Raw genomic sequence first — 25,791 nt, forward strand, 5'->3', positions numbered from 1 at the left:
CTCCGAAGTGCGCCACCTACCCGCATTCTATTTGTGAAGCTTCGGAACGACGAATTCTGAGGCTTCGAAGATCTTTGGCCTCCAGACAGGGATCCAGGCCATGGCCAGCGGCTTGTGTCCGGCTTCTTGCGCTCCGATCTGGGCGCTTACCGGAAGCTTCCGCGCACCGTCGATGTTCAACTCGATGCGTACGGGGCCTATCTTCTTGGCCTGAGCGGGCGTTCGCAGGATGAGGAGCTGATATTGCTTAAGGTTGTATTTGCCGTACTTCACCGTGCGCTCGCTCACCGACGTGGTGAAGCCGCTTCCCGGACGGCGGGCGAGGGAGACCAGCGACGAGAGAGGGGCCTCGCCTCGTATTCCACCCAGGATGTAACGGGGGAAGCCGGTGACCCAATCGGCGACTTTCTTCGCTTTGTTAAAGGCAAATGCCGAAAGGGGCATTTGAAGCCGTTTGGAGCCCTTGCCGCTGCCCGCGTATTGGAGCGTCTTTCCGTTCGCGACCAGGTTAACCCCGGAGAAAGGGACGTCGGCGCCGTTGCGGGGGTAGTGGGCGTCGGGGAAGTTTATGTTGAAGGTCTTGGAATCCTTGACTTTGACCCAGCCGCGATTGGTGCCGCTGCCGTCAAAGATGATCGCCGTCTTAATCTGCCCAAAGATATTCTTCATGCTAGCCATGCTGGCGTCCGCTTGGCGGGCAAGGGTGACGGGGGAGAGGCTCGAGGGCTTCCAGGGAGCCGCGGCGGCAGCCTGCTGGGCGGATGCCGGGGTCGGGAGCAGGCCGATCCCGATGGCGAGAACGAAGAGATGGCGCATCGCGGACATGTTACTGGGCATTAAGTTTTGCAGCGTCGGGGAGCCAAAGGCTCAGGTCTAGCTCGGCGAACGGAGCGTCTTTCTGCTGACACTCCAATAAGAACGCCGTTTCCTCTTCGGTCATTACGGCGCCGGTATGGACGCGGTCGGCGATCTCGGCCAGGCGGTCGAAGCGGTCGATATGATCTTGGAAGCGTATTTCGGCGTAGTCTTTGGCGGCAAAGGTTGAGATGAGGAACTGCCAGTCCGAGCTCTCGGCGAGCAACATCTCGCGCGCGGCTTGGGTGACGACCTCTTTCGCTGGGCCGTCGGCGTAGTCGCGGGCCATCTGACGCATTTTTCGCTCGATCGGATAGAGCTTGGCCCAGGTCCACGAATTCTCTTCGTTGATCCAGATGTAGTGATAGCCGCCCTCACCCCAGCTTCCTTCGGGAAGGTTGATGAGGTGCTTGGCGGGTTCGGTGTCCATCATGTCGCCGCCGCTCACCATCTCGATCTCGCCGTCGGCGTGGAGGCGCTTGGTCAGCTCGTAGAGGAACTCCGGGCCTTCCCACCACCAGTGGCCGAACAACTCGGTGTCGTACATGGCGACGAGGGTTCCGGTTCGGTCGGCGAGCCCTTTGTAATGGGCGAGGGTTCCCTTTAGGACGTTGACGAGGTCGGCAGCGTGGTCTTGGATTCGTTCGAACGCGTTGTAGGGGTCGTACGGCTGCTTTTTGCCAAGGTCGCTCTTCTCCTGGGAGATCCGCCAGTAGCGGAGGCGGCCCGGATAGAGCTGTTTGTGGAACTCCAGGTAGTACTCGTCGCCCGGGTAGCCAGCTTCGCCGGACCACACTTTGACGGTAGTTTGCGGGTCGCGGGCGAACGCGGTGGTGCCGGTTGGAAGCAGGTAGTGCTCGTATTCCGAACGAAACTCCTCGGGCGGGGAGAAGTAGCGGCTGCTACGCGCGAACATTTCAGCGAGCTGGGGGAAATTGGCGGCGTACGTGCCGAGGGGCTGGCCGCCCCGGATCATGTGGGAGTCCACGAAGAAGTACTCGAGCCCTTCCTGCTCCAGGATCTCGTCGGTTCCCATCCTTTCCCAGGCGACGGCGTTCGGCTCGACGGGGGACTTCCAGGCATATCGGGGGCGGTAGGCACATTCGGGGAGCCAAATACCGCGGGGCTTGCGTCCGAAATGCTTTTCGTAGGTTTGGACGCCGAGCCGGACTTGGGCTCGACACGATTCGTCGGTGCCAAGGAGGGGCTGGTATCCGTGGGTGGCGCCGCTCGTGATGACTTCGATGCAACCCTGGTCTTGGAAGAACCGAAATCCTTCGATGATGCTTCGGCCCCACTGGTGCTTGAACTGAACGAGCGCCTTGGTATAGAAACGCTGCCAGAAGCCGGCGAGCCCCTGCATCCAGAGGGGACCTTCGCGCTCGAATCGCTTTGCGTCGGAGAGAGCGATGTCGATTTTCTGTTGGCAGTACTCCTCGAACCCGGTCTTGAAGGAGGGGTCTTCCAACTGCTCGGCCAGGATCGGGGTCATGTTGATCGTCCATCGTGGACGAATCCCTTCGTGGTGGAGGCGGTCGAGGGCGTGGAGGAGCGGTAGGTAGCACTCGGCGGCCGATTCGTTAATCCAGTCCGTTCCGTGGGGGCTTACCCCGTGACTCAACACGTACGGCATGTGCGAGTGGAGGCAGAGAAGGAATCGGCCAACCGGCATTTGGGGATTGTAGCCTTAACCGGGACCGCTGGTCTCCAGACCGGCCTCCGATCGTCACGCCGAGGGCGTGTATTGGCAGGGGTTTCGCGCCTGTCTAGTGTTTGGCCGTGGGTTCGGGGCGGGGGTGGGCGGCGAACATTACCTTGTGTTTGTCTCGGAGGCGTAGGATCTCCAAGCCTAGGAGGTGTCGCAGATCGAGCTCCTCGGCTTGGGTTTTGGCGTCGAAGTGGCATTGGACCAAGACTCCGAAGGACGGCTCGCCGAAATCCTGGATGTCCACGATCGTCTTTTCGCGAACGGTTTTCGGTTGCCGCTCAAGCCAGGCGCGGAGGTCGCGGCAGAAGGCGTCGAGCGCTTCGGGGCCGGTGTCGTAGCTGAGGCGGAGGTCCAGCTTCTGCCGGCGGTTTCGCCGCGACGATACGTTTTCTACCGAGGCTCGGATCAGGTTGGCATTGGGCAGGGTGATGACGGTGTCTTCGAACGTCCGCACGCGGGTGGACCGGAGGTTTATCTCCTCGACGATTCCCTCGGTTTTGTCGATTCGGACCCAGTCGCCGATGGCGAATGGCATGTCGAAGAGAATCGTGAGCGAACCGAAGACGTTCTCAACTGAGTCTTTGGCGGCGAGAGCGACCACAAGTCCGCCAATTCCGAGCGAGGCGAGGATGCCGCGGACGTCGGCATTGAATAGCATCGTGGCGCCCACGAGGAAGGCGACCAAGACGATCAGGGCCCGCACGAACTTGCGAGCCATCGGGACCAGCAACCGTTCGGCCCGGTCGCTGCCGGTGGCGCGGGAGGCGATGTCGTCGCATACTGCGTCCCACATCGAATACGCCAGCATTCCGAACGCGACGATCGCGATTCCGCAAAGAATCGACCGGCCAAATCCGTCGAGATGGCTCGGCAAGACGAGCTCACCGAGGATCAGATAGCTCACCGCGACGCCGGAGAGGATTCCGATCGCTCGTCGGATCGCCCTTTCGGTTTCCAGAGTCAATCGGTTTGGCAAGAAGCGAGAACGGAAGCGGAGAAGGCGCACGGCGACGATCCGGCCGAACAGGGCCGCGACGAGAGCGGCCAGGACGAGCACGAGCACTCCAATCGCCTGCCAGGCGGCAACGCCCAAGAAGCTCCATCGCAGGGGAGCGGGAAGGTGGAGGACCCAGTCTGGCCAGGTCACGCCGCCACCGCCTTCTTGGGGATTCGTCGGCCGATCAGCACGAGAAGCGGGGCGAGGAAAATGGCGGGGAGGTAGTTGGCGGTGTGCAGGTCGGCAAGACCAAGCAGCCCGATGCCGGTTCCCAACAGGATCGCGCCGCCCGCCCCGCTCAGCTCCGCCAAGGCGTCGGGGTCTTCGGCCAAGGGGCGAAGCGGACGCGCCATCAACGTTAGAGCACCCTGGAATAAGAGAAGCAGGCCGGCAGTGACGAGGACGCCGGGCCCGAGGGCGGCGGCGAAAAAGACGGCCGCGATACCGTCCATCGTGGACTTGAGGGCAAGGAGGTCGATCTTCCGCTCCAGCGCATCTTGCAGGCAGCCGAGCAGGGTCATGGGGCCGACGCAGAAAAGCACGAAGGTGGTGATGAGCCCCTCAGCGAATGTGCTGGAGCCGTGGGCGCCGAGCTGCGCTTTCAGCCATTCCGCGAGGTGCTCGATCCCGGCATGGATGCCGAGAGCGAGACCAATGATTCCGCCGAAGGCGATGGCGATCGCCGAGATGAGCGGGTTCTTGGCGCGCAGAAACATCCCGATCCCGATCCCGACGGTGACGAGGCCCAGGCCATGAAGCGCGACCTGTTTGTAGCTGTCGGGGATGGAGTGTCCCACGAGCAAACCAACGGACGCCCCTACCGCGACGGTGGTCGTGTTCAGCAGGGTCCCGCGCATTAGGAAACAGGATACCAACGCTATCTGCCGGACATGGCGAGCAACAGCAGTCCCCATGCTCCTTGAGCGCAGAGGAAGAGGCAGAATTGGAGGTTCGTCGGCATCGCGTAGACGCAGACCAGCATCGGAATCCAGAACGCCCAGCAGACGATGACGAGAGAGACGAAGCGGGCCACCCAGACACCGTTCCGGCTGGCTTCGACGGTCCGACGGAACGAGAAGCCGGCATCTTTCCACAGAAACACGGTCGCGCTGATGGTGATGGTAACGAGGGGGCCGAAAAGGAGCTGATCGACCAGAACCTTTTTGAGAACGATGTCCGGAGTGGTTCCGGCCCCGATCACCCTTGCCAGGAACCGGTAGAAGAGATCGATGATCACTCCCATGAACGCAAAGAAGACAAGCTGAAAAACGAGGTCCGTTCCATCGAACTTCCCTTGACGCCGAGTGATCCGGCGGGCGATCTCTGGCAGTATCGCGCCGGCGAACGCGGTCGTGAGGGCGGAGAATGGGAGTCCGCCGCGCTGCTTCAACTCGGCCATCCAAGCGGTGGCGACCGGTGCTCCAGGAAGGAGATAGTAGGCGGCGACAAGCAGGACGGCACAGGCCTGAATAAGAACGAACGGCCGCCAATTTTGGGTGACGGCCGTTCGACCCGCGGAGATCGCCTCAGCGAGGCGAGTGCTCATCCGTTACGGGAGGCGAAATCGCGCATCAGGTCGGCAAGGACCTGGCACCCTTCCTCCGGGAAGGCGTTGTAGATGCTCGCCCGGCATCCGCCGACCGACCGGTGCCCTTTTAGGCCATCGAGCTGCTTTGCTTGCGCTTCTTTGAGGAACGCCTTCGTGAGGTCGTCGCTGGCGAGGGTGAACGTTACGTTCATCGTGGACCGCGCACTGGGAACGGCGTGCCCTTTGAAGAACCCGTTAGATCCGTCGATGGCGTCATAGAGCAGCTTCGCCTTTCGGTCGTTCCTTTCTGCGGCGGCTTCGAGGCCGCCGGTGTCGAGCAGGTGCCGGTAGACGAGGCCGCAGATGTAGATGCCCCAGGTGGCGGGAGTGTTGTACATGGAGTCGTTTTCCGCATGCACCCGGTAGTCGAACATCGGGGGGAGGCCGTCCGGTCCCTTCGCCAGCATTTCGTCACTGATCACGACGATGGCGACTCCGGCCGGGCCCATGTTCTTCTGCGCGCCGGCGTAGATCAGGTCGTACTTACTAATGTCGACCGGGCGGGAGAGGATGTCGGAGGACATATCGCAGACGAGCGGGCCGCCCCAGTTCGGATCGGTGCTGAAGCGGACGCCTTGGATCGTCTCGTTGCTCGTGAAATGGGTGTAGGCGACGTCGTCACTGGCATCTAGGGCAAGGTCGTTTGGGACGTCGTTGTAGTTGCCACTCTTGCCGTCCCATACGACTTCCGCGTCGCCGAGGATCTTGGCCGACTCGAGCGCTTTTTTGCCCCACGAACCAGTGATGACGTACCTGGCCTTTTTACCGGCGGGGAGGTAGGACATGGGGATGGTGGCGAACTGGGTGCTGGCTCCGCCTTGAAGGAAGAGCACCTTATATCGATCGGGAATTCCGAGCAGGGCTCTGAAGTCGGCTTCCGCGTTGTGGAGAACCTCTTCGAACGGGGCGGAGCGGTGGGACATTTCCATCAGGCTCATCCCGGTTCCTCGGAAATTCATCATTTCCGCCTGGGCTTTCTCCAACACTGGGACCGGGAGCGTCGATGGTCCGGCCGAAAAGTTAAAGACGCGGTCGTATGGCTGCGGCATGGCGCGAGTTTACACGGCCCAAGTAACCTATAGGCCGGATGCGCGGAGCCGAACTAAGAACCGGACGATTGGTGGTGCGCACGCCGATGAAGGGCGACGGAGTCAAATACGCCCGTTATTACACGCTGAACCGCGAGTTTCTTCAGCCGTATTCGCCCAAATTCGACGCCGGTATGTTCTCGGCTTCAGAGTGGGAGTCGAGCATCCCGTTGATTCAGCAGCAGTTCGCCAACGGGACCACGGCTCGATTCGTTCTGATGCTTGGGGATGAGTTGATCGGCGTAGCCAACCTGACCCAGATCCAGCGCGGTCCTTCGTACTCCGCGATCCTCGGCTACACCCTTTCCGAGGAGCACCAAGGGCACGGGTACATGAAGGAGGCGCTTGGAGAAGTCGTTCGCTATATGTTCGAGGCGCGAAACCTTCACCGAATCGTCGCCAACTACATGCCGCGCAACGAGAGGTCCGGCCGTCTTCTGCGAAGCCTCGGCTTTCAGGTCGAGGGGTATGCGCGCGACTATCTGCTGATAGACGGGGTCTGGGAAGACCACGTGCTTTCCGCCCGGACGAACCCGGACTGGAAGGGATAATTTGCCCAACGTTCGTTACGAGCTCATCGCGACGTGCCCGCATACGAAGGCGCGACGAGGGCGTTTGCACACTCCGCACGGTACGGTGGAAACCCCGTTCTTTATGCCTGTTGGGACCCAGGGGACGGTGAAGACGGTCGGAAGCGAGGATATCGAGGGGCTTGGTTTTGAGCAAGTCTTGTCCAATACCTATCATTTATCCCTCCGGCCGGGCGCGGATTTGGTGGAGCAGCTCGGTGGTCTTCATCGCTTCATGTCTTGGAACGGCGCGATCTTGACCGACTCCGGGGGGTACCAGGTGATGTCGCTCTCCAACACGCGGAAGATCGATGATCAGGGGGTGACGTTTCGCTCCCACCTGGATGGGTCGCTTCATTACCTGCCGCCGGAACGATCGATCGAGATTCAGGGGCAGCTCGGGGTCGATATCAGCATGTGCCTGGACGAATGCCCGCCGTATCCGTGCACTCGGGACGAAGCCGCGAATGCGATGCGCCGGACCCACCTGTGGGCGCCACGGAACTTGGCGGTTCGGCGGGAGACGCAGGCGGTGTTCGGAATCGTTCAGGGGGGAGTGCATGAAGACCTCCGGCGGGAGTCGGCGGAATTCATTTCCTCGTTGCCGTTCGATGGGGTGGCGATCGGGGGAGTCAGCGTCGGGGAGCCGACGGAGATGCAGTACCCGGTGGTGGAGTTCACGGCTCCGCTGCTTCCGGCCGACAAGGCGCGCTACCTTATGGGTGTCGGCCACCCGAAAGATATCTTGCACGGGGTGGCGTCGGGAATTGACATGTTCGATTGCGTGCTGCCGACCCGCATGGCGCGGCACCATGCCCTGTACACGCTGGACGGTCGGGTGAATATCCGTGCCAAACGGTGGGCAGACCACAATGGACCGGTCGACGAGGGGAGCGTGTTTCCGCAGACGGAGCGGTACTCGGCCGCCTATATGCGCCACCTTTTCGTGGCGGGCGAGGCGCTTGGGGCTCGGCTGGCGACCTTGCATAACTTGGCGTTTTACGCCCGGCTGATGCGCGAGATCCGCGAAGCGATTGAGCAGGGAACTTGGCCCGAGTTGGCGGCCCGCTACGCGCAGGCCTGACCTGAAGTGGCATGGGCTTCCAGCCCATGTGTCCCAAGGGCATCTTGCCCTTGGCGGACTCACACGACCAGGATGGTCGTGATACACATGGGCTGGAAGCCCGTGCCACGTAGGAACAAGGTTTGGCGTTCTTCGTCGGTAGGTTGGGGCGAGCGTGGCGGAAGGTCGGCGGCTCCGGGAGTGGACCATGAAGACGCTGAAAGATCTCTTTGAAAACACGGTTAAGGACATGTACAGCTCCGAGAAGCTGCTGCTTAAGGCGATGCAGGATATGCGCGATGCGGCACAAAGCAATCGCCTTAAAGAGGCGATTCATAACCACATCGGCCAGACCGAGGAGCACGTGCGGAGAATCGAGCAGATCGCCTCAATTCTTCACTTCGATCCGAGTGGGGTGACGTGCCAGGGCACGGTGGGTCTCGTGAAAGAGGCTCAGGAGCATCTTCAGGAGTTCGGCGGCACTCCGGCCGGAGACGCGGCGATCATCGCCTGCGCTCAGAAGGGCGAGCACTACGAGATCGGGAATTACGGAACCGCGCTCGAGTGGGCCGAGCAACTTGGCTACGAGGAGGTGGTCCAGCTCCTGGAAATGACCCTCAACGAAGAGGAAGAGGCGGACGACCTCCTAACGGACATCGCCGAAGAAGACGCAAACCCGCGGGCGATGGCCGGCAGCATGGGGGGCGCGAGCCTGATTTAGGAGAGCAAAACCAATGGAGACGATGCAACAACTAATCGAAGAGTGCGTGAAAGACCTATATAGCGTCGAGAAACAGCTTACGAAGGCGCTTCCGAGGTTGATCAAGGCGGCGCAGCATCCGCGTCTGAAGGCTTCGTTGCAGACCCACCTAGAGGAGACGACCGCTCATGTCAAGCGGGTGGAAGAAGCGGCCAAGGCGATGGGATTCAAGCCGAGCGGAATGCTTTGTAAAGGGATGCAGGGAATCATCGAGGAATGCTCCGAGCACCTGAAAGAAGCGAAGCCGGGGCCGGTCGCCGACGCGATGATCATCGGTCTCGCCCAGAAGGCGGAGCATTACGAAATCTGCGGGTACGGGACGCTCTTGGAGTACATGAAGTCGGCCGGCATGCGCGAAGGGTTCGATCTTCTGAAGGAGAATATGGCGGAGGAGGAGCGATGCGATCAGCTTCTTAGCCAACTGGCCGAATCGGAGATCAACCGAACGGCGTCCCAGGTTCAGCCTGCAGAGAAGCCGAAGGGGCCGCGCCGAGCGTCGTCGTCGACAAAGGCTTCCTCCAACGGGAAACCGTCTTCCAATGGGAAGGCGAAGTCGCCGCGAGATAAAGTCAGCGTGCGTTAGCGGGTGGTAAGCCTGAGGTCGTTGGCTCGGGGTTATGGAGCCCCCTCTCCCTCCTTCGGATGCATGTGCCAAACGAGGGAGAGGGGGTTGAGGGTGAGGGAGTCCGGAAAGAGCCGGTCTGGAGACCAGCGGTCCGTCCCCTGGTATGGGAGTGTCACGCAAAGTCGCCAAGGCGCGAAGGGGGAGTGTCAATGACTCGGCGTAGGAGAAGAAGTGTGCTTGTAATACTTCCTCGATGAGCCGAGACGATATTGCCATATGGATAGAAAAGTGCTTCCTTCCTATCCATATCGGCAGATGCGTGGAGGATGTTACCGGCGGACTTTGGTGAAGTAGATGGGGCCTTGTAGGTCGGGGCTGGTGGCGAAGACTCCGGCGGGTACGCCGTTTAGGGCGTAGGCGAGGAGCTCGTTGGTAGCCGCGGAGGTTACGAGAAGGTTTCCGGACGGGGTGAAACCGACTCCGATGGGGCCTGATATTCCACCCGAGTGCTCAGGGACGATGAAGTCCATGAAGGCGCCCGTCGTTCCGTTGTAGCGCAGGACCATGCCGTTGGTGGTGGCAACCGGGTTGGTGTCGTGCTGGGTGACGTAAAGGTTGCCGTCCGGTCCGAACGCGAGCCCCGAGGGACCGGCATTCGGCGTACCGAGCGGATCGCCCTCAGTCACCACGCCAAGTAAGGCGCCGGTGTTCACGTTGTACTTCAGCACCTGGAACGAATCTTGGCTAGAGAGATAGAGATTTCCGTCGGGTCCAATCGCCATACCGTCGGGTCCGTTCAGGGGGCCACCCTCGATGAAGGTGTGGAAAGCGCCGTTCGTGTACTTCACCACACGGCCGGTTGGGTGAGGGGCAGGACTGGGCGAGAAGTTTTCCGATACCAAAAAGTCGCCGTTCGGCAGGACGAGCAAATCGAACGGGGTGCCGGCTAGCGTCCCAAGCTCGCGCTCGAAGGCTCCTTTTTGCGAATAGAGCAAGATTTTGTGGTTGACGAAGTCCCCGACGACCACCTCTCCAGTTGGCAACTGGCCCAGGCCGTTCGGACTCACCAACGGCCCCCCTTGCGCGAACACGCCTAGATAGGCTCCGGTTGCCGCGTTGTACCGAAGAATCTTTCCATTGCCGGAGCTTCCGACGAGCAGCTCTTCGTGGGTCGAGCTTCCCGAACCAGAACCTCCGCAACCGGCAAGCGCCATTGCCAAAGCAACGACATAGGCGAACAAAACGAAACGACGCATCGATAACCCCCTCGGGGCAAGGCCCCGTGATAGGATACTAAGCGCCATGTCTACCATGCGGCCCTCGCTACTCATTTTTGCCCTTTTAAGCGTGACCGCCTACGCCCAGGACACTCTTCAGACCATGCCCCGATACGACCGTTACGAGAAGCTTCGCCGTGAGATTGCCGGTTCCGTCAAGCGAGGAAATCTCGTAACCGACTGGTCGGAAGATTCCAAGTTCATCACCTACTCTCGCGATGGGAAGCGGTACCGCTTCGATGTGGAGAAAGGGGTGGAGAGTGAGGCGACCGAAGATGGGTCGGGTAGCGGACGCCAGGCAAACCGGCCGCGCCGCAATCCGGAGCGTGGCCGCCAGTTCGACACTGCGTTCAGCGCGGATGGGAAGCGCAAAGCGGTAACTCGCGACCGAAACGTTTACGTGAGCGATGCCGCGGGGCGGAACGAGGTAGCGGTGACCACGGATGGAAGCGAGAAAGACCGAACCAAGTACGGCATCGCGAGCTGGGTCTACGGCGAAGAGCTAGGGGTGCGGGAGGCGATGTGGTGGTCGCCGGATGGATCGAAGCTTGCCTTCTACAAGTTCGACGAATCGAAAGTTAAGGACTACTACCTGCAGTATTCCCAGACCAAGGTTCAGGACACGTTGGACGTGGAAGCGTATCCAAAGGCGGGAGCTCCGAACCCGGTGGTGACGCTGTTCGTGTACGACTTGGCTTCGAAGAAAACGACGACCATCGACACGCGGTTCGACGCTCCGACGATGGGCGAATATGTGTTCGACGTGCGCTGGTCGCCCGATGGGAAGGCGCTGCTCTTTAACCGAACGAACCGGAAGCAGAACGTTCTACAGCTTTGCGCGGCCGACCCGGAGTCGGGCACTCCTCGGGTGATCGTTAGCGAGTCACAGACTCAGAGTTGGGCGGAAAATCATCCGGCGATGCAGTTCTTGAAGGATGGACACCGGTTCATCTGGGGTTCTGAACGCAACGGTTTCGACAATCTATATCTGTACGATATCGATGGCAAACTGTTAAATAATATTACACAACACTCCTTCGACGTCGAACGGGTGGTGCGGGTATCGGAGGACGAGAAGACGGTTTGGTATACCGCGCGAAGCGGAGAAAACCCTTACCTGATGCAGCTTCACCGGGTGGGAATCGACGGGCGTGGCGATAAACGCTTGACCGACCCGAAGCTTAGCCATTCGATCTCGTTGTCTCCCGATACTCATCGCTTCGTCGACGTGCAGCAAGCGGTGGACGTGGCGCCTTCCACGCTGCTCAGAGACGAAGACGGAAAGGAGATCAAGACGCTCGCAACGAGCGATACTTCTAAGTTCGATGAGCTGAAGCTACGCAAAGTCGAGCGATTTACCTTTCCGGTGGCGGACGGGAAGACGCAGTGTTATGGGACGATGTCGTATCCCTCCGACTTCGATCCGGCCAAGAAATACCCTTTGATTGTCTCGGTCTACGGAGGCCCCGAATCGAGTGGGGGCGCGGAGACGTTCCAGACTCCCAATCCGATTACCGAGCTCGGCTTCTTGCACGTTTGGCTTGATGGGCGGGGGACCAACGGGCGGGGAAAGGCGTTTCGCGACGCGGTGTACGGGAAGCTTGGGGTGGTAGAGATCGACGACCAGGCGGCGGGCGTTCAGGAGTTAGCTAAGAGACCTTACGTCGACGGAAAGCGGGTCGGGATCTACGGAACGTCGTACGGGGGGTACGCCTCGGTCATGGCGATCCTTCGCCACCCGGAGACGTTCCAAGTGGCCTGTGCGAGCTCGCCGGTTACCGATTGGCTGAACTACGACTCAATCTACACGGAGCGGTTCATGGGGCTCCCGTGGGAGAACGAGAACAAAGCAGGCTACGACGCGGGTTCGGCGATGACCTATGCCAACAAACTCGCCGGCAAGCTGATGCTGTACTACGGCACGGCCGACAACAACGTGCACCCCGCGAACACCATCCAGTTGGTCCAGGCACTGGAGACTCATGGTAAACGGTACGACCTCCAGATCGGGCCGGACCGGGGGCATACCGGCATGAACTCGACTCGGATGTGGGAGTATTTCGTGACCCACCTCATTCTCAATGAGCCGAAGACGGATGCGTTGGCGGTGGTGTGGAAGGGGAGAGGTGCTAGGCGCTAGGCGTTATGGCGCTGGGCATGAAAGATATTAGGTTCATCGGCAAGGTGCCGATGCTACGACGCCCAACGCCCAACGCCCAACGCCTACCCTTCCTCTTCCTCCTCTCCGCCTCCGCGGCGGCCGCCGGCGGTGTTTAGGGGGACTTCTTTCGGGGTTACGGGGCTGATGCTCTTGCCTTTGAGAAGTGCGTTGAATCCGGTCACCTCGCGGGTCTCTAGTCGCTTCAGAGAGTCTAGTTGGACCTGGAGCTGCTTTGAGAGGATGCGGAAGACCTCGCGGGCTTGCGTTGAGGGGCGCATGTTGCCGGAGAGGACGGTGCCGAGGACGCCGGCGAGTTTGTCGTTGAGCTTGATCGGGAAGTTCAAAGGGTCTTGGCCGCTTCGGCTTCGGTATTGATAGATCTCCCCTTCGACGGCGGTTAGTTGGTCTTTAAGGGCGGTTCCGTGCGCGGTTACGGTCGCATCCCCCTTGCTGTCCGCGATCGCGCGGTCGATCTGGGCTTTCGTGTCGCGGATCCGGACCACGGCCAAGTTCGCGTCGTTGACGCGGTTGGATATCTGCGTAGCAAGATCGAACTGCTCCTGGAGATCGGCTTCGCTCGCCTCCACTCGCGGATCTTTCAGCAGACGGAACGATTTCGACTCGCTGACGCCGTCCGCCGTCATCTTCACCGCATACGTTCCCGGCGGAGCCGAGATCGGGCGGGAGAAGCCGGCCCAAAAGATCATTCCGGGGAAGGTGCCGAAGCCGGGCTTGCTCAGGCCGGCGGTTGCGGTGTGGAAACCTGGATCGGTGTCGCCCGCGACTGCCCCCAACTTCTCGCCCCGCCGATCGAAGAATTCAAAGTTGACGCTCTTTGCGGCGGCCGGCAGGTAATAGTCGATTTGGGCGCGAGCTCCGCCCAGGCGGTAACGGTCGATCGGGTCGTAAAGAATCGGTTTGGTCGCAGGTCCGGCGGTGAGGTGGGCGAGACGGGAGGTGCCGTGCATGATCCAGAACGACCGCCCGTGGGTAGCGGCGATCAGGTCGTCGTCTTTCAGCGCGAGGTCGTGGACCGGGCAGAGGGGGAGATTCTTTTGGAGCGACCGCCAGCTTCCACCATCGTCGAAGCTGATGTAGGCACCGCTTTCGGTCCCGGCGTAAAGCAGGCCGGGGCGATGGAGATCCTCCCGGCAGACCCTCGCGAAGGCTCCATTCGGAATTCCGCGGACGATCTTGGTCCAGGTGCGGCCATAGTCGTGCGTTCGATATATGTAGGGCGTAAGGTCGTCGTTCTGGTAGTTATTGGCGGCGACGTAGGCGGTTGCCGGATCGTGCGGGGAGGCCTCGACGATGCTGATCCTTGCCCAGGTTGGAAGCCCGGCGGGGGTTACGTTTTGCCAGTTCCGGCCCCCGTTCTGCGTGACCTGAACAAGTCCGTCGTCGGTACCGACCCAGATCACTCCTTTTCGGCGAGGCGACTCGGCGACGGTGAAAATGGTGTCGTAGTACTCGATGCTCGTGTTGTCTTGCGTCAGCGGCCCACCGGACGAGGCTTGCTTCGTTCGGTCGTTGCGCGTGAGGTCGGGGGAGATCCGTTGCCAGCTATGCCCTCGGTCTGAGGTTTTCAGCAGGTATTGCGAGGCAGTGTAGAGCACGTTCGGGTCGTGAGGGGAGGTCACGATTGGGAAAGTCCACTGGAAGCGGTGAACGAGGTCCGCGGCTCCGTGGCCCATGGGGTTGTCCGGCCATGGGTCAATCTCGCGCGATTGGCGTGTGCGAGAGTTCACTTCGGAGATGTTCCCGCCGTAGTTGCCGCCGTAAACGACGTCCGGATCGTCCCAGCGGACCGCGATGTAGCCGCTTTCGCCGCCGGCGGTTCCTTCGAAGTTTCGCTTATCCGGGGTGTCGACTTGGTCGGGCGACAGCTTGACCGAGCTGTTGTCCTGCTGGGAGCCGTAGATTCGGTACGGGAAGGCGTTATCGGCGACCACGTGGTAGAGCTGGGCGGTCGGCATCGTTTCCCGAGTCCAAGTTTTGCCGCCATCCGTGGACACATTCGCGCCGCCGTCGTTCGACTCGATCATGTGGGACGGGTCGTCGGGATTGATCCAGAGGTCGTGGTTATCGCCGTGCGAAGGGCGCAAAGAGCTCCACGTCTTGCCACCGTCGGTGGATCTGCCGAAGCCGACGTTGAGGCAGTAGACCTTGTCGACCTCCTTGGGATCGGCGTAGATGTGGGTGTAGTACCAGGCGCGCTGGCGGTATTCGCTGCTCTCGTTCACGCGGGACCACGTGGCGCCGGCGTCGTCCGATCTAAAGATGCCGCCGTCGGCGGCTTCGATGTTCGCGTAGATGCGTTCCCGTTTCGCGGCCGAGACGGAGACGCCGATTTTTCCCACAACGCCCTTGGGCAACCCGGGCATCCGAGTGATGTCGACCCAGGTACGACCGGCGTCCGTGCTCTTCCAAAGCTTGCTTCCCGGACCGCCGCTGCTCAGTTTGTAGGGGGTTCGCCAAGCCTCCCATGTGGAGGCGTAAAGCGTGTTCGAGTCGGCCGGGTCCATCACCAGGTCTACCGCTCCGGCCTGTTCGCTTTCGTATAACACTTTGGTCCAAGTTCCGCCGCCGTCGGTGCTCTTGAACACTCCTCGCTCCGGAGTTTTTCCGTAGACGTGGCCGAGGGCGGCGACGTAGACGACGTCGGGATTTTTGGGGTCCACGACAATTCGGGAGACGGTGCGCGTTTGCGCGAGGCCGAGATGACGCCAGGTCTTGCCAGCGTCAGTCGACTTGTAGATTCCATCGCCTTCGGAAATGTCTCCGCGGATGTCGCGCTCGCCCATCCCGGCGTAAATCACATCCGGGTTCGATTCGCTTACCGCCACCGCGCCCACGGATGAGGAGCTGAAAAATCCGTCGGAGACGCAGCTCCAGGAAGCACCGGCGTCGGTGCTTTTCCAAAGCCCGCCTCCGGTCGCGCCGAAATAGAACTCGTTGGGACGGGTTCTTACGCCGGTGCAGGCGACTGAGCGTCCGCCGCGGTTAGGACCGACGAGGGTCCAGGAGAGATCCTTGTAGTTGGCGGGGTCGAAACCCTGAGCCAAACCGGATGCGACTAGGGAAAGAGCGAGACACGAGAGCGGAATCTTCATAACAAGACCGTAATGGATCGTACGTTACCTGTGGCGTGGGTGGCGAGCCCATCGTATTTGGAGGGGAATTGCCCGGCCGGTGGCCGGACCCTGCCCGACGGCGCGTCGGGAGGGATCGGGTAGCGTTCCACGTACGTCAGGACTTCTTGGCTCGTTCTTCGCGGGCGGTGTGGCGTTGTTTTTGCCAGTAGTAGTCGGCGGGTTTTTCGCGGGGGGTGGCGGGGAGGCCGCCCATCATGATCCAGGCTCGCCGCGGGATGTCGGAGACGTTTCCCGGAGCGTAGTGGAGGGTTCGCTGGTGGTGGATGGTGCAGCCACCGGCGCGAAGCGGCGCGCCGACGGCGCCGCTGAGGTCGAGATTGAATGCCGGGTCGAGCTCCAGGCCGTGGACTCGGGGGTCGTTACCGATCGGCCGGTGGGGGTGGATTTCCGATTTGTGGGAACCGGGGACGAAGTGCATGCATCCGGAGGCGGCGTCTACGTCTTGGAGCGGCATCCAGATACTTAGGGAGGTGTAGTCGAGCGCGGGGTCCCAATACGCTTCGTCTTGATGCCAAGGGGTCGGCGAGCCGTAGCGGGCCGGTTTGAGAATCGCGTGGTCGCCTCGTCCGGCTCCTTCCTGTCCCCAAAGCTGCGCCATGATCGCGCCGCCGTTCGCCCAAGCGAGGGTTTCCAGCATTTCGGGAGCGTATTGGCTGGGACCCAAGATTTGGGGCAGCTTCGCGGTTTCTCCCTCTTCGTCGGCGCCGGCGAGGTCGAACTGATCCCCTTTTTCGCGGCCCGCCCGCTCGGAGAAGAGTCGGTCGTAGATCTGGCGAAGATTTTCGAGTTCGTCGGGAGTCGAAATCTGGTCCAGCACCAGGTACCCGTTCTCGTGATAAAAGTGGATCTGCTCGTCGGTGAGTCGGATCGTCGGTTCAATCGGCATGAACCTAGGTTAATCTAATCGAGGATCTATGCCAACCATTCGTACGATCGACGAAACCGCCGCCGGCGCCAAGGTCGAGGGGCCTTCGTTGCAACTCGATCGCGACGAGATGACGGTGCGCGACCTGATCGCGCTGCGGGTTCGAGAAGAGGTGCGCCGATACAACCGCGACCGGCCGGAGAAGTACTACGGCTTGGTCCAGCCAACCGACGTGGAGACGATGTTGAACGGGCCCGCGGCCCGGCGTTTCCAACTGGTCGACGCCGACCACCAAGTACAGGTTGCCCTGAAGGCGTTTCGCGATCAGCGTTTCATCGTGCTCTTGCCGGATGGCCAAGCGGAATCGCTGGAGGACCGGGCGCAATTCTTCGAAGGGGACCAAGTGAGTTTTCTCCGACTGGTGCCGCTGGTTGGTGGCTAAGATTGAGCCTTTTCGACCGGGTTAAGAAGGCGATCGCAGGGTTCACTCCGGAAGTTGCGCGGAGTAGCGACCCATTGGACGCTGAGTTTCGTGCGGTCGATTGATTGCTGGACTTTTACTTGGCGATGGTCCCTCCCAATGCCGTTGGAGGGCAGTTCCTTATTCAACGTCTGGATCAATCGCGGCCAGAAGTTCGGCAAGTGTTGAGGGCTGAAGGCGAGGCCAGGGGGCGGATGGCGATCGCATTGATCGAACGTCGGAGGAATTTCCAGTCGACTGATTGGAGGGACTCTAGACCTTTCTACATAAGGCAGGATATCACCGGCATCGCCAGTTCTGAGAAAAGTGGTCGAAAGGGGCGCGGCCGCTCTACCTGCCGTTCGAGGGAGATGGTGTGCTGGCAATTATTCTCAGCAAGGCAATGATGCTGGCGAAGGACGACAAGATAACCGACGCCTCGATCGTGCACCAGATAAAGAGATAACTAGGTTCCGTTGTCGGTGCCGTACGCCCCGGGGACGGGGTGGTTTCCCTTGTCTAGCTCGCCCTGGAAATCGTCGTGCCGGCCCGGCAGCTTGCCGCCGTCGATGGCAAGCTCGCCGTCGCGTGTGAGTACCCCTTCCTGCTGTTCCGGATGAGCGGCGCCTTCGCCGGTGACGACTTCGCTAAAGCCGTGATTCCCGATATGTTCGTCTCGCCCGCGGTTCTTGTTGGGTCGTGCGGTGTTCGATTCGGTCGAGTTGGTTCGTCCTGCGTTGGTCGACATAGATGCCCTCCGGCTGCCGATGGGCAGCGTTTCGTAACGGTTCTGACCCGTATCCGCTCGTCTGCGTTCCGGCGAACCGGTACCCTGATCGGAATGTTCGATCCCCAGCTACAGGCCGACGTCCTTAATCAGGCGCTTCCTTATATCCAGGCGTTTCGCGGGCAAACGTTCGTGGTGAAGTACGGAGGAAGCGCGATGGGGAACGCGGCGCTGATGGAAGGGGTGATCCGAAACGTCCTTCTGCTTCAATTGGTCGGCGTTCGCCCGATCCTCGTGCACGGCGGGGGACCGGAGATCGACTCGTGGCTCAATAAACTCGGTATTGAGAAGCGAACGCTCGGCGGGCTGAGGGTGACGGACGAACCGACAATGGACGTGGTCGAGATGGCGCTCGCCGGCAGAGCGAACAAGTCCCTCGTGGCCGAGGTTCAGCGGCTAGGGGGGCGGGCGATCGGATTATCGGGCCGCGACGCCGATCTGCTCCAGGCGGTGCCGGTCTCCTCGGAGCTCGGGCGGGTCGGGGCGGTTACTCAGGTCGATCCGGATGTGCTGAAGGTGGCGACCGAGGCCGGTTACATCCCGGTCGTCTGTTCGGTGGCGACGGACGCCGAGCACCGTGCCCTCAACGTAAACGCCGACACGGCGGCGGCGGCGATCGCGGGCGCGGTTGGGGCCTCCAAGCTGATCTTGCTTACGGACACGGATGGGGTTCTGGCCGACAAGGACGATAAGGAATCGACGATTTCGACGCTGACTCAGGCGGAGGCGCAGTCGATGATCGATACGGGAAGAGCGGATCGGGGGATGATCCCGAAGCTAGAGGCGGCACTTACCGCGCTGAAACATGGCGTCGGGAGCGTGCACATGATCAACGGCGGAACCCCGAACGGGCTTCTGATCGAGGTCTTCACCGATCGAGGGATCGGGACGATGATGGCGGCTCACTAGGGATTCGGGTGTTTGGTTTGAGGCATCGGGGTGCGTGGTAGGGAGCCGTAGGTTATGAGTCAACCGGCGGCTTCGGCGTAGCTGGAGACCAGCGGTCCGCCGGACTCCCTCACCCCAAACCCCCTCTCCCTCGTCGGGCACATGCATCCCGAGGAGGTAGAGGGGGCTCCCGAGGCTTGGGTTTGGAGGGGCTTTGGGTTATTCGGGGCGAGGGAACGGGATGAGGCGTCCTGAGAATCCGTTGCTTGGAGACCACTCGTACATGCCTGCGTAGCGGGAGTGGGAGCCGCCTTGGCATACGGCGGTGTGTCTCACGAAGACCGGCTCGGGGAGCACGGTGTGGGAATGGCCGCCGAGGATGGCGTCGAAGATCGGAACCTGCTCGGCTAGTTCGAGATCTTGGCGGTGGCCGATATGAGTGAGAGCGATGAGAAGGTCGACTTGCGGTCGAAGCTGTTCGCCCAGCTCGCGAGCGGTGGGGATCGGCGGATCCCAGAGGTAGGCGCTCACGGCTTGAGAGCGCATTCGCTCGGTCACCATCGGCACCATTACGGCGACGATCCCGATTCGAATGTCGTTCGACTCCAGCACGAGTGTCCGCGGGAGCGGGTAGGTCCCGTCCTTCCGGCGCAGATTTCCGCAGAGCACCGGATGGGCGGCGCCGGCGATCTTGGCGTGAAACGCCGACTCGAGGACATGGGTTTCCCGGTTTCCGAGCACACTCGCGTTGCAACGAAGCCGATCGAGCTCCGCCCAAACGGGCTCCCGCTTCATTGGGATCCCCAGGTTTCCAGTTCGAATGGCGTCGCCGGAATCGAAATAGAGGTCGGCGCTTTGGCGAAGGGCGGACAGGCTGGCCGCCCGTTCCGGAGTCAACGTGCCGTGCAAATCGTTTGTGTGGAGAATTCGCACCGGCATGGGATGCTCCAAATTATCCTTATTCTGCGACAAGGCACGTATAATGGAACCGGCCCTATGGGCCGGTACGTTACTAAACGAGAAGACCTATGAACAAGATCGCGATTTTAGCCATCGTCTCCGCCGCCCTCGTTGGCAGCGCGTTCGCCCAGGGGGGCGCCAAGAAGGCCGCTACCCCCAAGACCATCAAGTGCGCCGTGATGCCGGGTAACAGCCTGGACATCGCCAAGGCCACCAAGGCCGGCATGTTTGCCGATTATAAGGGCAAGCGCTATTTCTTCTGCTGCGCCGGCTGCCCGGACGCCTTCAAGAAGGATCCGGCCAAGTATGCCAAGGGCGCGAGCATCCCGACCCCTAAGAAGGCCGCCAAGAAGTAAGTCGAAAGACTAAGCGAAGCGGGGGCGCGATCCTTGTTGGATCGCGCCCCCGCTCTTTTTTATTGGTTTGGCGCTTACTTGTTGATCAGCCGATTGCCGACGGCGTCGATCAGCAGCATCAGCGCAAGGAAGGAGATGCCGGTGATCAGCGTGGCTCTCGACATATAGTCGTCGAAGCTCGCCTTGCCCTTGAACGTCGTACGCACGCTGCCGCCGCCCGACATGGCATCGCCTTTGCCGGTGATAAGGACCAGGAGCGAGAAGAGAACCGCCACCAGAATGGCGAACCCAATTAAGACGTTGTACAGAGTATTCAAGTGCGTAGCCTCGGAACGGTGGAGTTTACCTCGCTCCGTCAGGCGATGTTCCAGCCGAAGATCTGAGAGAGTCCCCAAACGACGAAGGTGACCAGCGCACTTCCGGCGAAGATATGAAAGAGCCCGCTATTCCACAGCCGCTGAGGAATCGTCGGCGCCGCCACGCGAGCCTGCGAATACTTTTCGAGCAGCTCGTTGGCGGCGTCGATGCCGCTTTGGATTTGCTTCTCCGTGGGCCGCCGGGTGGTGACGTACTGCTGCATCCACGAACCGAGCGGAACCCACAACATTCTGGCTGTGAGTCCAGCGACCACAAGCCGGATTCCCTCGGAAGAGACCCAGGGGGTGGTGTAGATGAATGTAAACAGCAAGGCGCCCACCGCGATATTCGTACCGCACCTTGGATGGACGCGGGGCATGCGGCGAACGACGGAAGGGGTGAGCTCTTCACCCCGCTCGATCGCGTGCACCACCATATGCTCGGCGCCGTGGGTTCCCGCCAGCGGCAGGATTCTCATCACGGCAAAAAAGACGGCAAGGGACAGCACCGACGCGACGACGTAGGCCGGCGTCTCGTGCATCCCCAGTTTCTCTAGCCATGCACCCATCGGATTGAGGGCGAGGTTGGCCAGGATGAGGAGGGTGGAGAGCAAGATGCCGGTGGTGACCAGCGGCAGACCCCGAGCGCCGGCCGGGATCGCACCATTCGTCAGGTACACGCCGAAAGGGGTGGCCATTCCACCCACCACTCCGGGGCGAGGGAGCGATCGCCGGCGCGGATAGAGGTCGGCGGCAGCGATGATCCCCATAGGGCGGCCGAAGTCGTCGACGACGACGAGCGGTAATCCATCGCCATCGGCAAGGCGGCGCAATGCTTCCGCCGCCGTCGCGTACGGAGCGATCGTCTCGGCGGAAATCGCGGCCCGCTCCGCCGGTTCGAGGTGGGGGATCGCGTCGATCAATGCGCGGGCGAGCGAGGCGTCGGTGACGACTCCGCGCAATATTCCGTGTTGGACCACGGGCAGCAAACCGCAGCCATTTCTCAACAATTCCGAAGCCGCTCGCTCGAGCGTATCCTCGGGCGCGATATCGGTGGTCGGGCGCATGAGCGAGCCAACCGGGGCGGCCAGAGAGACGGGTTGATACGAAGCTGTCAGCACGGTAGGGGCGCGCACGTATTCTACTTACGCCGCGACTCGCTTCGCGCTTCGACCATAATCGGCTCCATCAGCCAGATGAAGAGAATTGGTGTCATCACAAGCGGAGGGGACGCTCCGGGGATGAACGCGGCGCTTCGAGCCGTCGTAAGGGCGGCCTTGGGACGTGGGGCGGAAGTGATCGGCTTCAACCACGGGTACGAGGGGCTTATCAACGACGAGAGCCGCAACCTCGATTCCCCCAGTGTGGGCGGAATCATCGACCGGGGCGGCACTATTCTTCGCACCGCACGCAGCGCTGCCTTTATGACCAGGGAGGGGCGCGATCAGGCGATGGCCGTTTTGATCAAAAACGGGTGCGAGGGGCTCGTGGTCATCGGCGGAGATGGTTCGCTGACCGGGGCTTTAAAACTTCAAGAAGAATTTGACTATCCGGTTTGCGGGGTTCCAGGCTCCATCGATAACGATATTTCGGGCACCGATTTTTCGATCGGGTTCGATACGGCGGTGAATACCGCGGTCGATGCCATCGACCGGGTACGAGATACCGCTTACTCGCACGAGCGGGTCTTCGTCATCGAGGTGATGGGGCGCCGGAACGGCTTTATCGCGTTGGAAGCCGGCCTTGCCGGGGGCGCGGAGGCGATCCTTGTGCCCGAAATGCCGTTCTCTTTGCCGGATATCGGAGCGGAGCTTTTGGAAGCCGCCAGCAAAGGGAAGCGAAGCTCGATTATCGTGGTCGCCGAAGGGGCCGCGAAGGCCGACGACGTTCGGGAGGCGCTTTCGGAATGCACCGGTTTTGAATGCCGCGCAGTGGTGCTGGGGCACATGCAGCGGGGCGGGAGTCCTACCGCGTTCGACCGCGTTTTGGCCCTTCGGCTCGGCCACCTGGCGACGAACCGCCTTCTCAGTGGCTTTCGCGGCGAAATGGCCGGCCTGGCCGGAAATCTGCTGGTCAGCCATCCGCTCACCTTCGTCTTAAGCAGCGAACGTCAGATCGATCCGGAGAAGCTGCTTTTATCGGAAGCGATGGCGCAGTAGGGCGCTCTTTACAACGTAAACCAAAACGTGGCGCCCGATCCTTCGATCGCCTCGGCGCGAACCGTGCCTCCATGGCGTTCGATGATCCGTTTGACGTTGGCGAGCCCGATCCCGGTGCCGGGATATTCGTCTTCCCGGTGCAGCCTTTCGAATGGGCGGAAGAGCTTATCGACAAACCGCGGATCGAAGCCGACGCCGTTGTCCCGAACGAAGAAAGCCCCTTCCTGGATTCCGAACTCGATCACCGCGGTTTCCCGGCTGCGGCTGAACTTGACCGCGTTTTCCAGTAAGTTTTGCAATGTGAGACGCAACAACTGCCCGTCGCCCTGAACGGTGAGGTTCCGACAAACAATGAACTCGATCTTCCGGTCCGAGTGACGGTCCTTAAGCTCGGCGGCGAGCGAGGAAACAATATCGCTTAGGTCAACCTCGGCCCGGTTTAGGTGGGTGCGACCGAGGCGGGAGAATTGAAGTAAATCGTCGATCAGATCGCCCATTCGCTTCGCCGCGCGGCCAAGACGGTCGAGCTGGTCCACCGCTTCCTCGTCCAAGTTTCCGCGCTGCTCCTCGATCAATATTCTCGAGCTGGCCATCATCGCGCGTAGCGGCGATCGAAGGTCGTGAGAGACCGTATAGCAGAACCCTTCCATGTCGTCTTTGGCCGCCTGCAGCTCCTGCGTTCGCTCGACGACGCGCGATTCCAACTCCTCGTTGAGTCGCAGCATCTCACGGTCGGCGCGTGCGTGCTCCACCGCGTGCCATGCTCGCTGAGCCACCGTCTCCAAAAGGGCGACGTCTTGTGGGTCCCAGCTCCGGGGCGTTTTCGAGAGGACCGCAAGGGCGGCGACGAGCCGGCCCCTTCGGATAAGCGGAACGCAGGCGAGGGCTCGGACCTCGAGGCTGGCATACCCTTCGAGCGACTTTGCCGTACGCAAATCGTTCTCGACGTCACGAATGAGGACGGTCCGCCCATCCCTCAGGTCGTCTACAACGGTTCCGAAATCGCGCATTAGGTGCATTCCGGCGAGGCTGGCGCAATTCTCAGCGTAGTCTCGCTCGACACTTACGCATTCGCCGGTGGAATCGAATTCGCCGTAAGCCGCCCGGCTTGCGCCGAGAAATTGTCCGATCCTCCCCACTACGGTGTCCACTACTTCGATCGGATCGCTCATCGCCCGAATCCGGTCGCTGAGGTCCATGAGGAACGAGCGGCGATCGTCCTCCTGCTTCCGGTCCGTGATGTCCCGGTATGCGACGCCGATGCCGTCGGCGGCGGGAAAGACGTCCACATCGAACCAGCCCGCCTTTCCGTCCACTTCGAAGTGAAGCGGGATCCGGTCGGCCATGACTTTCTGGAAGAGTGGGCGGTACCACTCGTCCCACATGCCCGGCAACTCGGTCCATAGCTCCGTTCCGATGAGATCGTTCGGGGCTCGGTTCATGGAAGCAAAGCAGTTTCGATTTACGTAGACGAATCGAAAATCTCGATCCAGCAGGAAGAGCGCATCCCGGACCCCTTCGGTGACGGCGACCATCCGTCGCTCGGTTTGTCTGAGGTCGTTTTGGATCCGAATCTCTTCGGTCCTGTCGATCGAGATCACGAGCGTCATCGAGCGGCCATTGTATTGAACTGAGCGCGTGACGATCTCGACGTCGAGGAGAGCTCCGTCGCGACGGCGGTGCTTCCACATCCCGCGATCGATGCCCTTGCCGGCTTGGGCCCGCAGATGCGATAGGACCTCGGCAAGATCGTCAGCGACGACCAAATCTGAGACCTGGAGGCGAAGAAACTCCTCCTTCGTGTAGCCGTAGAGGTCGCAGCTCGCCTGGTTGGCGGCCACATAGAACAGCGTGTCCAGATCTACGATCCGGGCCGCTACCGGGATCTCGTCAAGGTCAAGCCGTGCGACCTCTACACACGAAGTTTCTTCCGTCTTCGCCAACTCCCCAATACATTCTACGGGAGGTCGGAGGTGAAACGTCTGCCGATAGAATTAATGAGCGGCATGACGGACTTCGGATTCTCGCACGAGCCAGTAGGCGAACTCTTCGCTGTAGCCTCTTTCGATGTACATGCGCGCCAGGGCCATGTCCTCTACGTCCGGGTCTTCGAGGTAATCCAACGCCTCGCGGATGAGCATGTCGAAGGAGACCGGGCTTCGGCGCAGCTCTTCTTCGATCTCCGGTGTCGGAGGAACCTCGTACTTGGTCGTCGGCATATCCGAAGTGACGAACCTTCCGGGGGTCGGGTTCGGACCCAGCATTTCACCGCAAAGTTCGGGTCGTCGGGGCCAGCCGGGCTATGTCGTGCGTATAGATCAAATGGACGCTACGGAGCCTCGCCGGTGGCCGAAAGAATATTTTTTCGACGCTTTGCGATTTACTAAGGCAGAATCAATAAAGAAATGAAGCGCGCTCTCTTGGCCCTAACCCTACTCGCCGGCGCATCGCTGGCTTCCGCCGACGGCTGGCTGACCTCTTACGACGAGGCGCTGAAGCAGTCGAAGAAGAGCGGAAAGCCGGTGTTGGTAAATTTCACGGGCTCGGACTGGTGCACCTTCTGTATTCAACTTGACAAGGAAGTCTTCACCAAGCCGGTTTTTCGAGACTGGGCGAAGAAGAATGTGATCCTGCTTCGACTGGACTTCCCCCACAAGCCACAGCCTGCGAAGGTCGCCAAGACGAACCAGGGAATCGCGATGCGGTACGGGATTACCGGGTTTCCCACGATCCTCTTTCTCTCCGCGACCGGCAATGTGATTGGCCACTACGGCTACGATCGAGGCGGGCCAACTTATTGGACGAAGAACGCCGAAGCGATCTTAAAGATGGGCGCCCGGCAAGGGGCTTGATCATCGGCACGCTGGAGGTGGAGCTAAGGCTGGACGGCTGCTTCAACCTCAAGGAGAAACGCCGGGTCCTGCAGAGCCTTTTGCAACGCCTGCGGAACGAAACGGGGGTTGCGGTCGCGGAAATTGCGGACCATGATCTGTGGAATAGCGCCGTCGTCGGCATCGCCACCGTCTCGGCCCACGTTTCGACCATCGAGAGCGTGTTAGATCATGTCCTCTCGCGTATCGACGCCGACCCGGGGGTGGAGATCGTCTCGCTCGATCGGCGGGTCGAGCGTACATAGAGGGGTAACGCGTGAAACGTCGCGCGCGGGCGACGGCT

Annotated in this window: 26 protein-coding genes and 1 pseudogene; 12 read left to right on the forward strand and 15 right to left on the reverse strand. The window is 61.0% G+C overall.

The genetic code is table 11. The features are described 5' to 3' along the window. Positions 1-27 precede the first annotated feature (27 nt). From OP10G_RS14455 to serC, 6 genes are all read right to left on the reverse strand, one after another. Entirely contained in the window at positions 28-816 is a 789-nt protein-coding gene (locus tag OP10G_RS14455) for a hypothetical protein (protein WP_144241169.1), read from the reverse strand. A gap of 10 nt (positions 817-826) precedes the next feature. Continuing rightward, entirely contained in the window at positions 827-2,527 is a 1,701-nt protein-coding gene (locus OP10G_RS14460) for a glycoside hydrolase family 57 protein (protein WP_025229723.1), read from the reverse strand. A 94-nt stretch (positions 2,528-2,621) separates the two neighbouring features. Next, positions 2,622-3,710, reverse strand: coding sequence for a mechanosensitive ion channel family protein (locus tag OP10G_RS14465; protein ID WP_025229722.1), 1,089 nt, complete (start codon positions 3,708-3,710; stop codon positions 2,622-2,624). Further along, positions 3,707-4,417, reverse strand: a complete 711-nt coding sequence (locus OP10G_RS14470) for a DUF554 domain-containing protein (RefSeq protein WP_025229721.1) — start codon at positions 4,415-4,417, stop codon at positions 3,707-3,709. Before OP10G_RS14470 ends, OP10G_RS14465 begins: the two co-directional genes overlap by 4 nt. Positions 4,418-4,437: 20 nt before the next feature. Next, positions 4,438-5,106 (reverse strand): hypothetical protein, encoded by a 669-nt coding sequence (locus OP10G_RS14475; RefSeq protein WP_025229720.1) that lies wholly within the window; start codon positions 5,104-5,106, stop codon positions 4,438-4,440. Next, the gene (gene serC, locus OP10G_RS14480) at positions 5,103-6,197 is read right to left on the reverse strand and encodes a phosphoserine transaminase (RefSeq protein WP_025229719.1); all 1,095 of its coding nucleotides are present in this window, start codon (positions 6,195-6,197) and stop codon (positions 5,103-5,105) included. The genes OP10G_RS14475 and serC overlap by 4 nt, the downstream gene beginning before the upstream one ends. Positions 6,198-6,235: 38 nt before the next feature. Between serC and OP10G_RS14485 the strand changes: the two genes are divergently transcribed. The 4 genes from OP10G_RS14485 to OP10G_RS14500 all read left to right on the forward strand — a co-directional run bounded on the left by OP10G_RS14485 (position 6,236) and on the right by OP10G_RS14500 (position 9,211). Next, positions 6,236-6,787, forward strand: coding sequence for a GNAT family N-acetyltransferase (locus tag OP10G_RS14485; RefSeq protein WP_025229718.1), 552 nt, complete (start codon positions 6,236-6,238; stop codon positions 6,785-6,787). A gap of 1 nt (position 6,788) precedes the next feature. Then, the gene (gene tgt / locus OP10G_RS14490; RefSeq protein WP_038473163.1) at positions 6,789-7,889 is read left to right on the forward strand and encodes a tRNA guanosine(34) transglycosylase Tgt; all 1,101 of its coding nucleotides are present in this window, start codon (positions 6,789-6,791) and stop codon (positions 7,887-7,889) included. Positions 7,890-8,043: 154 nt separating this feature from the next. Beyond that, positions 8,044-8,589, forward strand: coding sequence for a YciE/YciF ferroxidase family protein (locus OP10G_RS14495; RefSeq protein ID WP_144241170.1), 546 nt, complete (start codon positions 8,044-8,046; stop codon positions 8,587-8,589). Positions 8,590-8,611: 22 nt separating this feature from the next. Next, positions 8,612-9,211 (forward strand): YciE/YciF ferroxidase family protein, encoded by a 600-nt coding sequence (locus tag OP10G_RS14500; RefSeq protein WP_158409244.1) that lies wholly within the window; start codon positions 8,612-8,614, stop codon positions 9,209-9,211. Between the two features lie 311 nt (positions 9,212-9,522). On the opposite strand, the gene OP10G_RS24740 is transcribed toward OP10G_RS14500, so the two are convergent. Next, positions 9,523-10,449, reverse strand: coding sequence for a Vgb family protein (locus tag OP10G_RS24740; RefSeq protein ID WP_025229714.1), 927 nt, complete (start codon positions 10,447-10,449; stop codon positions 9,523-9,525). 46 nt (positions 10,450-10,495) lie between these two features. Between OP10G_RS24740 and OP10G_RS14510 the strand changes: the two genes are divergently transcribed. After that, positions 10,496-12,610 carry a S9 family peptidase gene (locus tag OP10G_RS14510; RefSeq protein WP_144241171.1) on the forward strand — a complete coding sequence of 705 codons (2,115 nt, stop codon included), beginning with the start codon at positions 10,496-10,498 and terminating at the stop codon, positions 12,608-12,610. An 83-nt stretch (positions 12,611-12,693) separates the two neighbouring features. Here OP10G_RS14510 and OP10G_RS14515 read toward each other — a convergent pair whose 3' ends face one another. Continuing rightward, positions 12,694-15,744: a WD40/YVTN/BNR-like repeat-containing protein gene (locus OP10G_RS14515; RefSeq protein ID WP_025229712.1), complete on the reverse strand. Its 3,051-nt coding sequence runs from the start codon at positions 15,742-15,744 to the stop codon at positions 12,694-12,696. 136 nt (positions 15,745-15,880) lie between these two features. Continuing rightward, positions 15,881-16,672, reverse strand: coding sequence for a phytanoyl-CoA dioxygenase family protein (locus OP10G_RS14520; protein ID WP_025229711.1), 792 nt, complete (start codon positions 16,670-16,672; stop codon positions 15,881-15,883). Positions 16,673-16,700: 28 nt separating this feature from the next. On the opposite strand from OP10G_RS14520, the gene OP10G_RS14525 reads away from it, so the two are divergent. Further along, complete coding sequence (locus OP10G_RS14525) at positions 16,701-17,093, forward strand: hypothetical protein (protein WP_025229710.1); 393 nt, start codon at positions 16,701-16,703, stop codon at positions 17,091-17,093. Between the two features lie 361 nt (positions 17,094-17,454). Further along, positions 17,455-17,577, forward strand: a pseudogene (locus OP10G_RS28025) (DUF7737 domain-containing protein); the annotation flags it as partial. On the opposite strand, the gene OP10G_RS14530 reads toward OP10G_RS28025, so the two are convergent. Continuing rightward, on the reverse strand, positions 17,578-17,859 hold the full coding sequence (locus OP10G_RS14530) for a hypothetical protein (protein ID WP_025229709.1): 282 nt from the start codon (positions 17,857-17,859) through the stop codon (positions 17,578-17,580). Between the two features lie 93 nt (positions 17,860-17,952). Between OP10G_RS14530 and argB the strand changes: the two genes are divergently transcribed. Then, on the forward strand, positions 17,953-18,807 hold the full coding sequence (argB, locus tag OP10G_RS14535; RefSeq protein ID WP_038473166.1) for an acetylglutamate kinase: 855 nt from the start codon (positions 17,953-17,955) through the stop codon (positions 18,805-18,807). 198 nt (positions 18,808-19,005) lie between these two features. Here argB and OP10G_RS14540 read toward each other — a convergent pair whose 3' ends face one another. Then, positions 19,006-19,725 (reverse strand): metallophosphoesterase, encoded by a 720-nt coding sequence (locus OP10G_RS14540; RefSeq protein ID WP_025229708.1) that lies wholly within the window; start codon positions 19,723-19,725, stop codon positions 19,006-19,008. Positions 19,726-19,814: 89 nt separating this feature from the next. On the opposite strand from OP10G_RS14540, the gene OP10G_RS26375 reads away from it, so the two are divergent. Further along, entirely contained in the window at positions 19,815-20,102 is a 288-nt protein-coding gene (locus OP10G_RS26375) for a YHS domain-containing protein (RefSeq protein WP_025229707.1), read from the forward strand. 74 nt (positions 20,103-20,176) lie between these two features. On the opposite strand, the gene OP10G_RS14550 is transcribed toward OP10G_RS26375, so the two are convergent. Together OP10G_RS14550 and OP10G_RS14555 are read right to left on the reverse strand one after the other, a co-directional pair. Continuing rightward, positions 20,177-20,419, reverse strand: a complete 243-nt coding sequence (locus tag OP10G_RS14550; protein WP_025229706.1) for a preprotein translocase subunit SecG — start codon at positions 20,417-20,419, stop codon at positions 20,177-20,179. A gap of 38 nt (positions 20,420-20,457) precedes the next feature. Further along, positions 20,458-21,594 (reverse strand): DUF1385 domain-containing protein, encoded by a 1,137-nt coding sequence (locus tag OP10G_RS14555; protein ID WP_144241173.1) that lies wholly within the window; start codon positions 21,592-21,594, stop codon positions 20,458-20,460. 60 nt (positions 21,595-21,654) lie between these two features. On the opposite strand from OP10G_RS14555, the gene pfkA reads away from it, so the two are divergent. After that, positions 21,655-22,617: a 6-phosphofructokinase gene (gene pfkA, locus OP10G_RS14560; RefSeq protein WP_025229704.1), complete on the forward strand. Its 963-nt coding sequence runs from the start codon at positions 21,655-21,657 to the stop codon at positions 22,615-22,617. 8 nt (positions 22,618-22,625) lie between these two features. Here pfkA and OP10G_RS24745 read toward each other — a convergent pair whose 3' ends face one another. Further along, positions 22,626-24,560, reverse strand: coding sequence for a PAS domain-containing sensor histidine kinase (locus OP10G_RS24745; RefSeq protein WP_025229703.1), 1,935 nt, complete (start codon positions 24,558-24,560; stop codon positions 22,626-22,628). A 51-nt stretch (positions 24,561-24,611) separates the two neighbouring features. Then, a complete protein-coding gene (locus tag OP10G_RS14570) occupies positions 24,612-24,881 on the reverse strand; it encodes a hypothetical protein (RefSeq protein ID WP_025229702.1) in 270 nt (89 codons plus the stop codon). A gap of 141 nt (positions 24,882-25,022) precedes the next feature. On the opposite strand from OP10G_RS14570, the gene OP10G_RS14575 reads away from it, so the two are divergent. Continuing rightward, the gene (locus OP10G_RS14575; RefSeq protein ID WP_025229701.1) at positions 25,023-25,469 is read left to right on the forward strand and encodes a thioredoxin family protein; all 447 of its coding nucleotides are present in this window, start codon (positions 25,023-25,025) and stop codon (positions 25,467-25,469) included. After that, positions 25,466-25,753, forward strand: coding sequence for a DUF503 domain-containing protein (locus OP10G_RS14580; protein WP_025229700.1), 288 nt, complete (start codon positions 25,466-25,468; stop codon positions 25,751-25,753). Before OP10G_RS14575 ends, OP10G_RS14580 begins: the two co-directional genes overlap by 4 nt. The last annotated feature ends 38 nt before the right edge of the window (positions 25,754-25,791 follow it).

Source organism: Fimbriimonas ginsengisoli Gsoil 348, assembly GCF_000724625.1.
GTDB classification, from domain to species: domain Bacteria; phylum Armatimonadota; class Fimbriimonadia; order Fimbriimonadales; family Fimbriimonadaceae; genus Fimbriimonas; species Fimbriimonas ginsengisoli.